We start from the raw sequence: 15,069 nt of genomic DNA on the forward strand, positions 1-15,069 counted from the left end.
CCATTGTGATTGAATGACAGAGTATTGCTTTATATAATTCAATGAGACCACACCATGTCAATTAATTTTTTTACATCAGCAAAAAGTGTTAGTAAATACTTAAACCAGAAAAACCCCACTTTAGATAACGTAACTAAAGCAGAAGTTCTACTTAAAAGCAAAATTGCCAGTGTACTCAGTGATATTAAACATTATGAGCAAGCATATAAAGACACGCCATTATTTATCGGTTCCAAAAAATCAAACGATACTAATTATGAGCATGAGCAATTACTTGTAAATAAGCTAATTCAGGTTGTCAGTAATGATACTACAGCCAAGAACCCTGTTTCAGAAAAAAACATCTCTAAGTTGTCCAAACAATTGGCTAAATATAGATCTCAAGATCTACAACTTAAAAACTGCAAAGATATTATCGAGAATCAAAAACCAGGAAGTGCAGAAAATATATTAATCGCCCAACAGCAGTGCGCCCTTAATGGTATGACTCTGCTTAGTAATTACATTAAGACTAACCCCGACCATTATAAGGCAGTAGGCGTATTTAGAAAAGCGGGCACCTTATCTGAGGTAAGAGAAATCATCAAGAAGATAAATCAAAACACTACACAAGAAGAAATAAACACAATTACTGAAGAAAGAACCCCACACACTTTATTCAGTGCAATTAAAAAACTATACCATGCAGCATGTAGTGATTCAGACAGCGCGAAATTGATTGAGTTGTCAAAACAATATAATATAACAAAACAACTCCCATCAACAACTGAATTACCATCACCATTACAGCAATTGCTTCCTCTATTAGCCACTGTTAATCAATATGAAGATGATAACAGCATGAATGCACAGGCCCTGGCTACTTGTTTTAATTTTGATTATTTTTCTGCTGATAATCAAAGCCTAACGTTAGAAAATATTAACGTAAAGTTACATCTACCTTCAGAAAATAGTATTACTTCTCTTGTAATAGCGTTGATTCAGGATGAGAAGCTGAAACTATTTCCCTCTGAGATTAATCCGGTTGAAAATGTACCGAATTCCCAGCCAATATATATAAATGCGGGATTTGTAGAAACGCCAGAACCTATATACGCGGAAATTGGTGAAAGTACAGTGACTACGAATGAGAACGTTAAAAGCAATACAGGGTATACATATGCGAAAATTGAAAAAAATATAAACCCTGTATATGATACGATTAGCGGAACCCCAAGACCTGTTGAAGGAAATAAGAATAACGAGTCTAAGCCTAGCTTTCCGCCTAAGCCTCAATATAATACCACTCCCCTGGGCCAAAACGTAGAGCGCAAAAAAAGCGTGAAGGAAATGGCAAAAGAATACGATAACAAAACACGACCTAACTCTGTGTAATACTCTGAGATCTAATGTTCGCCTTCTTCGTGGCAGACCACTGGGCCACGAATAAGGCGAACATCGCCACTCAGCATATCAACGGTAATAAACCGCGATATGCTGATCTTGCACTTTTTCTATTCTGATTTTTATATCAAAAATTTCTTCGAGGATATCCGGCTGCATTATTTCTTCGGGTGCGCCGCGATAGATAACCGCACCGTCTTTCATGGCAATAATATGGTCTGAATAGGCAGAAGCAAAATTGATATCATGAATAACCAAAATGATTGTTTTCTTCAATTCATCCGCCGCACGCCGCAATTGTTTCATCATCGCGACACAATGCTTCATGTCCAGATTATTTAATGGTTCATCCAGCAGGATATATTTCGTATCCTGACACAGCACCATCGCCACATAAGCACGTTGCCGTTGCCCGCCCGACAACTCATCAAGATAGCGCTCTTTCAGTGGCATCAGATTGAGGAATTCCATCGCCGCATCAATATATTGGCGATCATTTTCATTGAGCCGCCCTTTCGAATAAGGGTAACGGCCAAATCCCACCAAATCTGAAACTGTCAGCCGGCTGGTAAAGTGGTTCTCTTGCCGCAGGACTGAAAGGATAGTCGCCAATTTATCCCCGGAGGTTTTGGCAACATCCAGCCCATTAAACTGAACACGCCCGAGATCTGGCGTCAGTAAACGGCTCATAATCGACAATAATGTCGACTTACCCGCACCATTTGGCCCGATGATTGACGTTATTCCGCCAGAAGGAATGCTCTCATTTATATTACTGAGTACCGTTGTATTCTGGTATTTTTTATTAATATCCGTTATTTCAATCACACCGGAGCCTTTTTTATTAAAAGATAAATAAACAGCGCGCCACCTACAAACTCAATGACCACGGAGAGCGTTCCCGACATGTTCAGCAAACGTTCGAGGATCAATTGCCCACCGACCAGCGTAATGATCCCTAGCAGAAAGACCCCTGGCAACAAATATTGATGCCGGAATGACCCTACCAGCGGATAAGCCAGATTAGCGATAAGCAGACCTAAAAAGGTTAACGGCCCGACCAGTGCCGTCGAGATAGCGACCAGCAATGAGACCAACAGTAAGATAGTGGTGATTTTTTTCTGGTAGGCAACGCCCAGATTAATCGCAGTATTTCTGCCCAACGCGATAATATCGAGGCAATGGCGCATACGCCAAATAGTTATCGCCACGATAATAATTATCCCAGTAGAAAGCGCAATAATCTCCGGTGCGGCGCGGGTAAAGGTGGCAAAGACCCTACCCTGCAAAACAGCAAACTCTCCGGGGGAGAGCAGGCGCTGCATCAAGCTGGATAAACTACGGAACAAAGTGCCACACACCAACCCGACCAATAACACCTTGTGCAGATTAATTCCTACTCCGGTCAGTAACCAACGATAAAGAAATACCGAGAACAGCAGCAGCAAAGCCGATTCACAAAGAAACTTTCCTGTTATTCCGAGCACCCTGAACCCATTGGCATCGACAAAAAAGATCAACATGGTTTGGATCAGGATAAACAGTGCCTCAAGCCCCATCACTGATGGCGTCAAAATCCGGTTATTAGTGACAGTTTGGAATAATACGGTGGCAATACCGGCGGCAAAAGCAACCAATACCATGGTGGCTAAAATAAGACCGCGATGCACCAGAACATATTGGATATTGCCTTTAAGATTAATTGTCATGAAAATACCCATTGCGACAAGGGCAATAATACTCAATAACAATAATCGTTTTGCCGGTGAGCTTAAGCTTTTATTTTTCTCTTGGGATAGAGAGCTTGGGGAAGAATACTCATTAGCCTGCATGACGTTTTGTCCTAACAATTAATAATAGGAAAACGAGTGCGCCAATCGCGCCCAGAATAACGCTGGCAGGTATTTCAAACGGATAACTGACTAACCGACCAATAATGTCGCATAACACCACCAGACCACCGCCACACAACACCACCCAGGGGATGGTTCGGCGTAGGTTATCCCCCATCGCCATGCTGACAATATTGGGTACAATTAATCCGAGGAAGGGCAGCACACCGATTACCACCACCACCACACCACTGATGATGGCAATAATAGACATCCCCATGAGCATAACCCGCTGATAATTCAGGCCGACATTAACCGAGAAATCCCGCCCCATGCCCGCGACAGTAAAGCGGTCAGCGATCAAACAAGCAATCAATGTCAATGCACCCACTATCCACAACAATTCATAGCGGCCTTGCAATACACCTGAAAAATCACCCGATTCCCAACTGCCCAATGATTGCAGCAGATCAAACTCCATTGCCAGGAAAGTGGTGACTGCGCTAAATACCGCACCCAGCATAATGCCGGTCAGCGGCACCATTAGCGCCGATTTCATTCTCATTCGTGCCAGTAGCAGCATAAAAAGTGCGGTACCGCCCATAGCAAATAGGGTCGCTACTAACATCTTAACCATTACCGGTGCGGCGGGGCTAAATACCATAACCAGCAATAAACCGAGGCTGGCCGACTGGGTGGTGCCAGCAATCGAGGGTTCGACAAACCGGTTCTGAGTGAGCATCTGCATAATAAGGCCAGCAACACTCATGGCACTGCCAGCCAGAACCAAGGCTAATGTTCGCGGCACACGGCTTATTAAAAAGATGTCGCGCATGTCGGGATCTGACCAGACCTCGGACCATGTGACATTCCCGGCACCAATAAATAGGCTACATGCCATAAGGCCCAGTAAAATAACCAGGCCAGCTATAAAGCTAAGGTTTTTCATTAGTGAGAACTACTGCGCAGCAGCTTGTTTATCCAGCACTGAGCTGATTTTATCCATCAGTTGCATATAACTCTGCACACCACCGGCAATATAGAGCGAGGCAGAATCGAGATAAATCACATGACCGTTTTGCCATGCCTTGGTCTTACGAATCAGTGGGTTATCCAGAATCTGTTGTGCAGACTGATTTTCAGTGCGGCCGATGGCATTATCGCGGTCAAGGACGAACAGCCATTCAGGGTTGGCATTAAGGATAAACTCGGAAGTCACCACGTTGCCATGATTACCGGCTTCAGTGAAACTGGCCGCAGGAGTGAAGCCTAACTCGTCAAAAATAAAGCCAAAACGCGAACCCGGTGTGTAGGCCGACATTTTTCCGCCACTGACCATCACCACCATGGCAGAGCCAGCATTAGCTGATTTCTGCTTGATAGCATCTATCTGAGCAGTAAATTTACCCAGCAGGGTTTTCGCCTCTTCTTCTTTACCGAAGATAGATGCCAATTGCTCTGTGCGCTGAGCCAGGCTTTGGGTAAAGTGCTTGGGATCGATATCCAGTGCGATAGTCGGGGCAATGGCGCTCAGTTTGTCATAGGCATCTTGGGCACGGCCCCCGGCGATAATCAGGTCTGGTTTAGCCTGACTCAGTGTTTCATAGTCCGGCTCAAATAAGGTGCCCGCATTCAGATATTCTGCACCAGCGTATTTGGATAGAAATTCCGGAAGATGCGTACTGGTTTGGGGAACACCGGCCACTTTGATATTCAGGGCGTCGGCCGTATCCAATACAGAGGGGTTCAGTATGATAACTTTTTGCGGATTAAGTGGAACCTGAGTGGTGCCTTGCGCATGTTCGATACTGATTTTCGATGTTTCTTCAGGGGTTGCCGATGAATTATCACACCCGGTAAGCACAGCAGTCAGTGCCAATAATGATGAAAATAAAGCTAAACGTAATCGCATTTTCTCTCCTGAAAGTGGGGATGTAGATATCCTTGACTGGGAACGACAATGATTTGCATTACTAATATCAGGATAATACCGATATATGCCTGTTATTAATAGTTTAGGTCGCCGGATCTGCAGATAAATCTTCACTTGAGCGAGAATCAAACCCGCCATTCAGGTTTCTCAGATGAGAAAATTAACTATAATTAATTGTTTTTATTAAATATAAAATCCAGCATTATGCTTACTGCGCCATGATTTCGCATCGCGCAGGGTTAGTGATTGGCCACTCTGATGATTGGGATAGTTCTGGCGCGAAAGTTCTAGCGCGAAACCGCCTCCACTATCGACAGAAAACCATCCGTTTCTATAATTCGGTTTATTCGCAAGCCCGCATCAGCGAGCAATTCTTGCAATTCAGCTTCGGTGCGTTCTCTCCCACCATCGAGGCATGCCAACATCATGATATCCATGCTCTTGCCATAATGGGGCTGGTTATCTTCCTGAATAAGGGCATCAATAATCAGCACTTTGCCATTGGGCCGCATCGCCTTACGACAATTTTGCAGTATGACGACTGCCTTTTCATCGGGCCAGTCGTGAATAATATTTTTCAGTAAATAGATATCGGCCACTGGACATGACATGAAGAAATTGCCGGATTGGAGTCTCCAACGGGAATCATCACCCAGCTCACTCAGGCAATTGTTGACCAGCACCGGCTCTTGATCGAATAAAATACCGTGCAGGCTGGGGTTTGCCTGTAATACTCGCAGTAGTAATCCCCCTATTCCTCCTGCTATATCTGCCACGGTAATATCTTTTGGGAAGTTATAACTACGCACCAACCCAGGATTCTCCACAGCAGATAAAGAAGACATACCGCTGTGGAAATCATAGTCGGAGGCCTGATTCTCTGGCTTTGACCAATACTCAAAAAAAGAAGTACCAAAAACCTGATTAAAAGCACAATGACCACGCACACTGTCAGCCACTAAACTCAGCGGGAGCCAGAAGGTTTCATCGGTGATCATCAGTACCGCTTCGCGCAATGAGTGAGGAGAAGATTGACATAAAAATTCCGCCGCTGGCGTCAGTTCAAATCGCTGCCCGGCAATTTCTTTAAAAATATTCCTAGTCGCCAATAATCGCAGTACACGATGTAAAGGTAACGCTTCAACACCTATTTTATCTGCCAATTCCTTCGCTGTTTTTGGCCCGTTTAAAAGATGATCAGCAATACCTAACGCGGCAACGGCTCGCAATGACGCCTGATAGGAAAACCCCGCCACTTGTTCCAAAAGATAAAATGCATTTTTTTCATTTTCAGGTGTAAGTGTTTTATTCATTTCCATGATTGTCATACCCCTTAATAAAGCGTGGACAAACAACATAAATAAACAAGTCACGAGCAAGCGCTCAACAAATTAACCAGAAGTGAAAAGCCCGCAAATAATATGCGGGCAGAAAGAAAATTGAGTCTGATACAGGAGAATTTATACCCTAAATAATTCGAGTTGCAGGAAAGCAACCAACGCACAGGCAGCTGGAACGAGAAGGGGTATAAGAATCTCAATATTTAACGAGCAACGGCCTCGACTATCGAGATATAACTACCCGTGTCTATAATGCGATTTAATTTAAGATCGGCTTTGGCAAGCAACTCTTTTAACTCGCTTTCCGTACGTTCTCTACCGCCGTCAAAACTCCCCATCAAGAGAATATCCATATATTTGCCGAAATGTGGGGCATTGCTTTCAGGAATAACGGTCTCCATGATCAGCACTTTCCCATTAGGAAGCATTGCTTTGCGGCAATTGTGGAGAATCTCCGCGGTTTTTTCATCGGGCCAGTCGTGCGTGATGTATTTCAGTAAATAAATATCTGCCGCAGGACAGGATTCGAAGAAACTACCCGGTTGGAGTCTCCAGCGAGAATTATCACCCAGCTCACCCAGACGGTTTTTTTCCAGAACCGGCGCGCGGTCGAATAAAATACCTTTGAGTGTTGGGTTAGCCTGCAATACGGTTAACAGTAACCCTCCCCTTCCCCCCGCGATATCCGCAACAGTGGCATTTTCTGGGAAATGATAACCACGAACCAAAGCGAGGTTTTCCACCACCGACATAGAAGACATCCCCGAATGGAAATCATAATCTGGTGTACGAGTCTGGGGTTTTGACCAATATTCGAAGAATGACATGCCATACACATTTTTAAAGGCAGATTCACCATGAACTTCGTCCACCACATTCCCCAAAGGCCGCCACATTGTTTCATCTGTTAGCATCAATACCCCGTAGCGCAGTGAAAGCGGATGTGATGTAGATAAAAACTCAGCCGACGGCGTGAGTATAAATCTCTGCCCATCAATTTCTTTAAAGATATCTCTGGTCGCCAGTAACCGCAGGATGCGATACAAATTCAGCGTTTCAACACCAAGTTCCTTACTCAATTGCCTGGCTGTTTTTGGCCCATCAATAAGATGGTCTGCCACCCCCAAAATAGCGGCTGCACGCAGTGCCGCTTGGTAAGTGAAACCCATGGTTTGGTCTAATAAATATAATGCCGCTTTCTCGCTTTCAGGCGTAAATGCCTTATTAGTTGTCATGCTTATAATACCTCTAATGTAATATTAAATAAGAGTTATAATCGCAACATCCAGACAAAACGTTCAGTCTCATTGAGGCAGATGCTTTGCTCGCATATATAATGGTCGCTAAAAACAAGTACGCCACTCACTAATGTTAAATATATTTAATGTTATTTGTTGTTTTTTATTTACGCCTGGCCGCTGCTGTTTACGTTGTCGTTCAATCTCTCTTGTTATTTTTATTATAAATTTAATTTTCATTATTAATCATATAGATAAAAATTACATTTAATATAAATAACACAAAGAGATTGATAATATTACTGCTGAATTCACTATTAACATTAAAATAGCAGGCAAGAAAAAATGACTAATATTAAATAATAACCAAGTAAAATATAAACGTTATGTATATAGTTTCTTATACTTATTATATTGAAAGTGAAAATCTAATAAAAAATGGTAATGTCGCTATTGGGCTAGCGATGTTGTCACAAAGGTGTAAGCGTTAGTTATATGTCCAATGTCGAGTCACCGGGGGGTTATTCACGATATTTGTTACTACTAAAATAGTTTCCATGCAGATTTATGATTTTTGTGGGTTTTGCTGCGCTAGCCGGCAAATTTCGTCATCGGTGGCAGAAATTGCTATCATGGTTGAATCTTGAATGTCGATGGCGACTTTAAAGACACTGATTTTGGTATTGCTCCCGAAACCGCACATGTGATGTTAACCAGTAGGCTGACATTACACTTTAGCCCGGAGAATCTGCCTTTGGATGTCGGCATTCCGACATCACAGGGCAAACCGGCAAAAATTCTGCAATCCGTTGATAATAAAAAGCTCCTGGATATCCTTTATCAAGCCTTGAGCAATTCCTGATTGGAGCCACTCACAAAAATCTGAGACTGACCATGCTGACACTGCTTCATCTGCTTTCATCCGTCGCCCTGCTGGTGTGGGGCACACACATCGTTCGCACAGGTATTATGCGGGTTTATGGCGCTGATTTACGCCGAGTCCTTAGCGCCAGTATTCAGAAAAAACCGACGGCATTTATGGCCGGGATTGGCGTCACCGCACTGGTGCAAAGCAGTAATGCCACGGCATTACTGGTGATTTCATTTGTCTCTCAGGGGCTGATTTCATTGTCCCCTGCCCTGGTGATTATGTTAGGAGCCGATGTCGGCACCGCACTGATGGCGCGGGTGCTGACCTTTGATCTCTCCTGGTTGTCGCCATTGCTGATTTTGGGTGGGGTCATTGTCTTCCTCGGACAGCGCAAAGCGCGTGTAGGCCAGATGGGGCGAGTATGTATTGGCCTCGGGCTGATTATTTTGGCGCTGCAACTGATAGTCACCGCCGCCGGGCCGATTACACAAGCGACTGCGGTTCAGGCCATTTTCTCCTCCCTGACTGGCGATACCATTCTGGCGCTGCTGATTGGCGCGCTGTTTGCCATGATCAGTTATTCCAGTTTAGCTGCCGTGCTGCTGACCGCGACACTCGCCGCCACCGGTCTGGTGCCGCTGAATATCGCGCTCTGCATTGTGATTGGTTCAAATCTGGGTAGCGGATTACTGGCCTTAATCAGTAGCCGTGGGCAGAATGCCGTCTCCCGCCAAGTGGTGTTGGGGAGCCTACTGTTTAAGGTTATTGGCTGCATTTTAGTGGTTCCCTGGGTCAATGTGTTAGGGCAATGGCTGTTCGGGCGCAATTTACCTGCCGCCGAAGTGGTCATTTACTTCCACGTTTTCTATAACCTGCTGCGCTGCTTGTTGATGTTGCCATTGGTTGGAGTGATGGCTCGTATTTGTAGCCGGTTGGTCAGTGATGCCCCCAATACCGCACAACCCTCAGCGCCGCGCTATCTTGATATTACCGCCATCGATACTCCGTCACTGGCATTAGCCAATGCAGCGCGGGAAACCCTGCGCATGGGGGATGTGCTGGAGCAAATGCTATTTCGCTTTAAAGAAGTGTTGGAAGGCAATAAACAGCAAAAACATGAAGTCAGCTTGTTGGAAGATGAAGTTGACATGCTGTATAGCGCGATAAAACTGTATTTAGCCCAAATTCAGCAAGACGAATTAGGCGAAATTGATTCACGGCGATGGGCAGAAATCATTGATACCGCAGTCAATCTCCAGCAAGCGGGCGATATTATTGGCCGCATGACCTCGGATGTCGCCGCCAAATCACTCAATGCGCGCAAGCCATTTTCAGCCGAAGGGTTGGAGGAATTAAATACCTTACATGCCCGGTTGGTGACGAATCTGGATTTAGGGATGTCAGTATTTTTATCGCGCGATATTAATAACGCCAAGCGCTTACGCCGCGCCAAACATCGTTTTCGCTTACTAAACCGCCGTTACTCTCATGCTCACGTCGAGCGCTTGCATCAACAAAACGTACTAAGTATTGAGACCAGCAGCCTGCATATGGGGCTATTGGGGGATATGAAACGCTTGAACTCACTATTCTGTTCAACGGCATATCATGTATTGGAAGTGCAGGAAGAAGCATTGGATTAAATAACAAGTTGGGGGCACTCTAGCGGCCACGCTACTGCGCCCCCAACGGTACAATTCCCCTCAGTCTACTTTGTCAGCAGCTGAGTTTTATTTAACTTTTATCTCAGACTAACTCTAGTCAGAGTTATTTCTGCAAATGTAATGTCGTCATACAAGTTTGGCTTTCAGCTTGGGTCGCAAAAGGTGATACCGCTTTGAGGCCTTGATAACTCACCTCAATCGTCCCTTTAGTATTGCGCGGCAACCACACGCCAATAAAACCATTCTGATAGCTGGTCAGTGTATCTTGCAGGATAACTTTCCCGGCTTTATCAGTAATTTTCACATCAAATGGCGTATTCGCTAATTCGCCACGACAGCCAGATAAACTGTGGTTAAAACAGGGGTGAGTTTGGTTTATATAAGGCGCAAATGAGAGATAGAACTTATCCCCCACCGGGAAAGAAAACTGTTGTTGCCCATCAGATAATTTCAATTCAGTCCCTGTTACCGAAGCTGAATAGGCCAAAGGACGCTCTTGTTTGGATTGATCAATAGTCTCAATCATCTGCTCAGTAGTTTTTCCAGATAAGCCGTGTTGAGCCAAAAATTCTGTTTGTGTCGTCGCCGAGGCGAAATGGCTGAAAGTGACTGCGGCTAAAGCAACAATAGCCAGCCGGGCAGTTGAAGCAAATGTCTTTTTCACTGTCATGGTATCCTTTCAGTAAGAGGAAAATGTTCTGGATAGGTTGGAATAATGACTGATAATCTAAACCCTCCCCTTGGGGGAGGGTCAAAGACAGATTTGAATAGAAAGGTAAGCTATTGTATAGCAATGGATTTTCTTGATCTAAATCAAACTGAAACTGTGATATCCCTCTCAAACCGTTTTAATTAATATCCGGATGCTGAGCAATCAGATTTTTTCTTTTTTTCTCAAGCTCCGCTATTTGCTGGTCAATATCTTCAATATTTTGTTCGATGTGATCATGATGTTCCTGCAATATCTCTTTGGCTTCGGCTCTATCTGACGCCGCAGGTGTCGCCCCTTTCAATGGCTTATTCGCCGTTTCCTTCATAAATACGCCAGTCACCAAACCAATAACCGCTACCACCATCAGATAATAGGCTGGCATAAACAGATTCTGAGTAATTTCAACCAACCATGCGGCTGCTGTCGGTGTCAGGCCTGCAACCAAAACCGAGATATTAAAGGCGATAGCCAGTGCGCTGTAGCGAATATGGGTTGGGAACATCGCCGGTAATATCGATGCCATCACACCGGTAAAACAGTTAAGTAAAATCGCCAGAATCAACAAGCCGCAGAATATCAAACCGATAATGCCACTGTTAATCAAAATGAAGCTTGGGATAGCGAGAACAAACAGCCCAATACTGCCAAAAATAACAAAAGGTTTGCGGCCAAATCGGTCACTCATTAACCCCATCACCGGTTGGACAAATAACATACCCAGCATGATGGCAATAATAATCAAGACGCCGTGGTCTTCAGAATAATGCAGACTGTGCGACAGGTAGCTCGGCATATAGGTCAGTAGCATGTAATAAGTGACGTTAGTTGCAATCACCATACCGACACAAATAGTCAGGTTCTTCCATTGTTTAGTCAGAATTTCGCCGAAAGAAACTTTCGGTGGCTGAGCAATATTATGGCGCGAGTCATTATCTATTTTATCGACGTGTTGCTGGAAAGTCGGTGTTTCTTCCAGCGCATGGCGTAAATAGATACCAATAAGCCCTAATGGTGCTGCCACAAAGAACGGAATACGCCATCCCCATTCAAGGAAACTGGCCTCGCCGACAATACTGGATATCAGTAATACAACGCCTGCCCCGAGAACAAAACCGGCAATGGAACCAAAATCCAGCCAACTGCCGAGGAAGCCACGTTTTCTGTCCGGTGAATACTCCGCAACAAAAATAGCGGCACCGGTATATTCGCCACCAACTGAAAAGCCCTGCGCCAGTTTTGCTAATAACAGCAAGATAGGTGCCCAAATACCTATCGAAGCATAGGAGGGAATCAATCCAATACAGAAGGTACTGACCGACATAATAATGATGGTGACTGACAGAACTTTTTGTCGCCCATACTTATCACCCAATGCCCCAAAGAATAGGCCACCGAGAGGCCGAACCAGGAAAGGAACGGAAAAGGTCGCCAGTGCGGCAATCATCTGAATACCGGGGTCTGCACCGGGGAAAAACACCTGGCCAAGTGCAAATGCGACAAAGCCATAGACACCAAAGTCGAACCACTCCATGGCGTTGCCCAACGCTGCTGCGGTAATAGCTTTCTTTAGTTTGGCATCATCAATGATCGTAATGTCATTGATTTGCATAGGTTTAACACTCTTTTTTCGTAGTCCCATTTTTTCTTCCTTAATTTCCAATAGTTCCACTGCAAAGCATGAAATGATGAGGCGCAGCAATACCGATTAAAAATTCAAATTTCGTGAAATGTTTATAAGAATAGTTGCGAAACGAGGATGTGCGTAGGGTGGTTCTGCCTGAAATCATTAGACATATTAACTTAATATCGTTGAGAATGCATTTTTGATAACTATCAATCAATGGCGGAGTGAGATTTTCCGCCATTTTGATTTGAAAAATCAGTTGGATATGCCATATCGGACAGTAATCCCATAAGCAGGGCTTATGCGACTATGTAATGCGGGGTTATCACTCTCATCCTTAAGTTGTACGCCGGATAAACGCCGCAGGAAAGATTGCTCTAACAACCATGCCAACTTAAAAGCAGCTTGCGGGTAATCCAGTCCTTCAGGACGGATATTGGAGATACAGTTGCGTTCAGACTCTAACCGCTGGGTATTTGGCCCCCAGGTGATATAAATCCCCAAACTGTCAGGGGAAGAAAGCCCCGGTCTTTCACCAATCAACATAACTACAGCTTTGGCTTGCAGACATTCACCAGCATCATCGCCCAATGCCACTCGCGACTGATGAGCCAGCACCACCGGTGCCAACGATAAGCCCAGTATTTGCAAATATGGCAGCAAAGCTATCACCAGCGGAATCGCCTGTCGGTGAACCGCTTTTGATGATAAACCGTCGCCAATTACCAATAAAACATCGGCTTGTTTCTCGGGCCAGGCAGACAATTGCTCACGGCTTTGTTGAGACAATTTCCGCCCCAAATCAGGGCGGCACAGATAAGTTGATCGTTCCGGTGCCGCACTGTTGACGGTAAGCGTGGGAAGCCCCAAATCGGCTAACTGGCAGGCAAGATCTTCACTGATAAAAGGCTGATGTACCGCATCACGGGCCTGAGCATGAGCCAGACCAAACTTCAGCAATTCGTGGGTCGGTAAACTTGCGCCAGTACGACCAAGGGCGATACGGGCAGCAGTAAACTGACGTAGGGTCTCCCATGGATTACGATGCAACAGATGATTATTATCATTACTCATCAGAATGCCTCTATCTGGGGTAATTGCGCCAATAATGGATGATTAATGGTGGTATCACGCAAACGCCCTTGGGTATCCATGATTTTCATTTTTTCCAGCCACAAACCAAACTCGGGAGCATGTTTCAAACCAAGTAATTGACGGATATACAGCGCATCATGGAAGGACGTACTTTGATAATTCAGCATAATGTCATCAGCCCCAGGGATACCCATCATAAAGGTTAATCCCGCCGTCCCAAGCAGCGTCAGTAAGGTATCCATATCATCCTGATCCGCTTCTGCGTGGTTGGTATAGCAAACATCACAGCCGAGTGGAACGCCCAGTAATTTGCCACAAAAATGGTCTTCTAAACCGGCACGAATAATCTGTTTGCCGTCATAGAGATATTCCGGCCCGATAAATCCGACCACGGTATTAGTCAATAATGGAGAGAAACGGCGCGCAATCGCATAAGCGCGGGCCTCACAGGTTTGCTGATCCACGCCAAAATGAGCATTACCAGAGAGGCAACTGCCCTGCCCGGTTTCAAAATACATCACATTGTCGCCGACAGTGCCGCGCTTTAGGCTCAGTGCAGCAAGTTGTGCTTCTTCCAACAACGCGAGATTGATACCAAAACCGGCATTTGCAGCCTCACTGCCCGCAATGGACTGAAAGACCAAATCAACTGGAGTGCCGCGTTCAATCAGCTTAAGGGTGTTGGTGACGTGCGTTAAAACGCAAGACTGAGTGGGGATCTCAAAGCGATTGATAACATCGTCGAGCATATAATTCAGTTTTTCCAGCAACGGCAAACTGTCACTGGCCGGATTAATGCCAATCACGGCATCACCACTGCCATACAGCAGCCCATCGAGCATACTGGCCGCAATGCCTTGTAAGCTGTCAGTCGGGTGATTGGGCTGTAGTCGCACACTCAAATGCCCTGGAAGGCCAATAGTATTGCGAAATCGCGTAATAACATGGCATTTCTTCGCCACCAGAATCAAATCCTGATTGCGCATAATTTTACTGACTGCCGCCGCCATCTCCGGAGTGATGCCTGCGCTAACTTGTGCCAGCATTACACTGTCAGCTTGCTCGCTGAGCAACCAATCACGAAAATCCCCGACAGTCAGATGAGCAATCGGGGCGAAAGATTGCGAGTCATGGCTATCAATAATGAGTCGCGTAACTTCATCCTGTTCATAAGGAATGAGCATTTGCTGCAAAAACGTTTTTAATGGTAAATCGGCCAATGCCATGCGGGCAGCCATGCGTTCTTCCGCCGTTTCTGCTGCCACACCCGCCAGATAATCCCCTGAACGCGCAGGTGAAGATTTCGCCATTAAATCCCGTAAATCATCAAAGTGATAGGTGTGATGGCCCAATGTTGTCTGATACATAACGCGTCCT

12 protein-coding genes and 1 pseudogene are annotated in these 15,069 nt (G+C 45.1%); 3 read left to right on the plus strand and 10 right to left on the minus strand.

Annotated elements, in window-relative coordinates:
* Positions 1-54 precede the first annotated feature (54 nt).
* A complete protein-coding gene (locus tag HU019_RS08305; protein WP_174847892.1) occupies positions 55-1,374 on the plus strand; it encodes a RhoGAP domain-containing protein in 1,320 nt (439 codons plus the stop codon).
* A 78-nt stretch (positions 1,375-1,452) separates the two neighbouring features.
* Here the strand turns inward: HU019_RS08305 and HU019_RS08310 are convergent, their stop codons facing one another.
* The 6 genes from HU019_RS08310 to HU019_RS08335 all read right to left on the minus strand — a co-directional run bounded on the left by HU019_RS08310 (position 1,453) and on the right by HU019_RS08335 (position 7,723).
* Complete coding sequence (locus tag HU019_RS08310) at positions 1,453-2,211, minus strand: iron ABC transporter ATP-binding protein (protein WP_174847893.1); 759 nt, start codon at positions 2,209-2,211, stop codon at positions 1,453-1,455.
* A complete protein-coding gene (locus tag HU019_RS08315; RefSeq protein WP_174847894.1) occupies positions 2,208-3,215 on the minus strand; it encodes an iron chelate uptake ABC transporter family permease subunit in 1,008 nt (335 codons plus the stop codon). Before HU019_RS08315 ends, HU019_RS08310 begins: the two co-directional genes overlap by 4 nt.
* Positions 3,205-4,164, minus strand: coding sequence for an ABC transporter permease (locus HU019_RS08320; RefSeq protein ID WP_174847895.1), 960 nt, complete (start codon positions 4,162-4,164; stop codon positions 3,205-3,207). The genes HU019_RS08315 and HU019_RS08320 overlap by 11 nt, the downstream gene beginning before the upstream one ends.
* 9 nt (positions 4,165-4,173) lie before the next feature.
* On the minus strand, positions 4,174-5,127 hold the full coding sequence (locus HU019_RS08325; RefSeq protein ID WP_174847896.1) for a siderophore ABC transporter substrate-binding protein: 954 nt from the start codon (positions 5,125-5,127) through the stop codon (positions 4,174-4,176).
* 308 nt (positions 5,128-5,435) lie between these two features.
* Positions 5,436-6,467: a methyltransferase gene (locus tag HU019_RS08330; RefSeq protein WP_174847897.1), complete on the minus strand. Its 1,032-nt coding sequence runs from the start codon at positions 6,465-6,467 to the stop codon at positions 5,436-5,438.
* 224 nt (positions 6,468-6,691) lie between these two features.
* The gene (locus HU019_RS08335; protein ID WP_174847898.1) at positions 6,692-7,723 is read right to left on the minus strand and encodes a methyltransferase; all 1,032 of its coding nucleotides are present in this window, start codon (positions 7,721-7,723) and stop codon (positions 6,692-6,694) included.
* Positions 7,724-8,325: 602 nt separating this feature from the next.
* On the opposite strand from HU019_RS08335, the pseudogene HU019_RS08340 reads away from it, so the two are divergent.
* Together HU019_RS08340 and HU019_RS08345 are read left to right on the plus strand one after the other, a co-directional pair.
* Positions 8,326-8,588: pseudogene (locus tag HU019_RS08340) on the plus strand (nucleoside hydrolase); the annotation flags it as partial.
* A 32-nt stretch (positions 8,589-8,620) separates the two neighbouring features.
* Positions 8,621-10,240, plus strand: coding sequence for a Na/Pi cotransporter family protein (locus HU019_RS08345; protein ID WP_174849957.1), 1,620 nt, complete (start codon positions 8,621-8,623; stop codon positions 10,238-10,240).
* 124 nt (positions 10,241-10,364) lie between these two features.
* Here HU019_RS08345 and cueP read toward each other — a convergent pair whose 3' ends face one another.
* The 4 genes from cueP to HU019_RS08365 form a co-directional block, all read right to left on the minus strand.
* Positions 10,365-10,925: a copper-binding periplasmic metallochaperone CueP gene (cueP, locus tag HU019_RS08350; RefSeq protein WP_174849958.1), complete on the minus strand. Its 561-nt coding sequence runs from the start codon at positions 10,923-10,925 to the stop codon at positions 10,365-10,367.
* A 184-nt stretch (positions 10,926-11,109) separates the two neighbouring features.
* Entirely contained in the window at positions 11,110-12,612 is a 1,503-nt protein-coding gene (gene proP / locus HU019_RS08355) for a glycine betaine/L-proline transporter ProP (RefSeq protein WP_174849959.1), read from the minus strand.
* 240 nt (positions 12,613-12,852) lie between these two features.
* Positions 12,853-13,671: an ethanolamine ammonia-lyase subunit EutC gene (gene eutC / locus HU019_RS08360; protein ID WP_174849960.1), complete on the minus strand. Its 819-nt coding sequence runs from the start codon at positions 13,669-13,671 to the stop codon at positions 12,853-12,855.
* The gene (locus HU019_RS08365) at positions 13,671-15,059 is read right to left on the minus strand and encodes an ethanolamine ammonia-lyase subunit EutB (RefSeq protein ID WP_174849961.1); all 1,389 of its coding nucleotides are present in this window, start codon (positions 15,057-15,059) and stop codon (positions 13,671-13,673) included. The genes eutC and HU019_RS08365 overlap by 1 nt, the downstream gene beginning before the upstream one ends.
* Between the last annotated feature and the right edge of the window lie 10 nt (positions 15,060-15,069).

Source organism: Yersinia artesiana, assembly GCF_902726545.1.
Taxonomy (GTDB): domain Bacteria; phylum Pseudomonadota; class Gammaproteobacteria; order Enterobacterales; family Enterobacteriaceae; genus Yersinia; species Yersinia artesiana.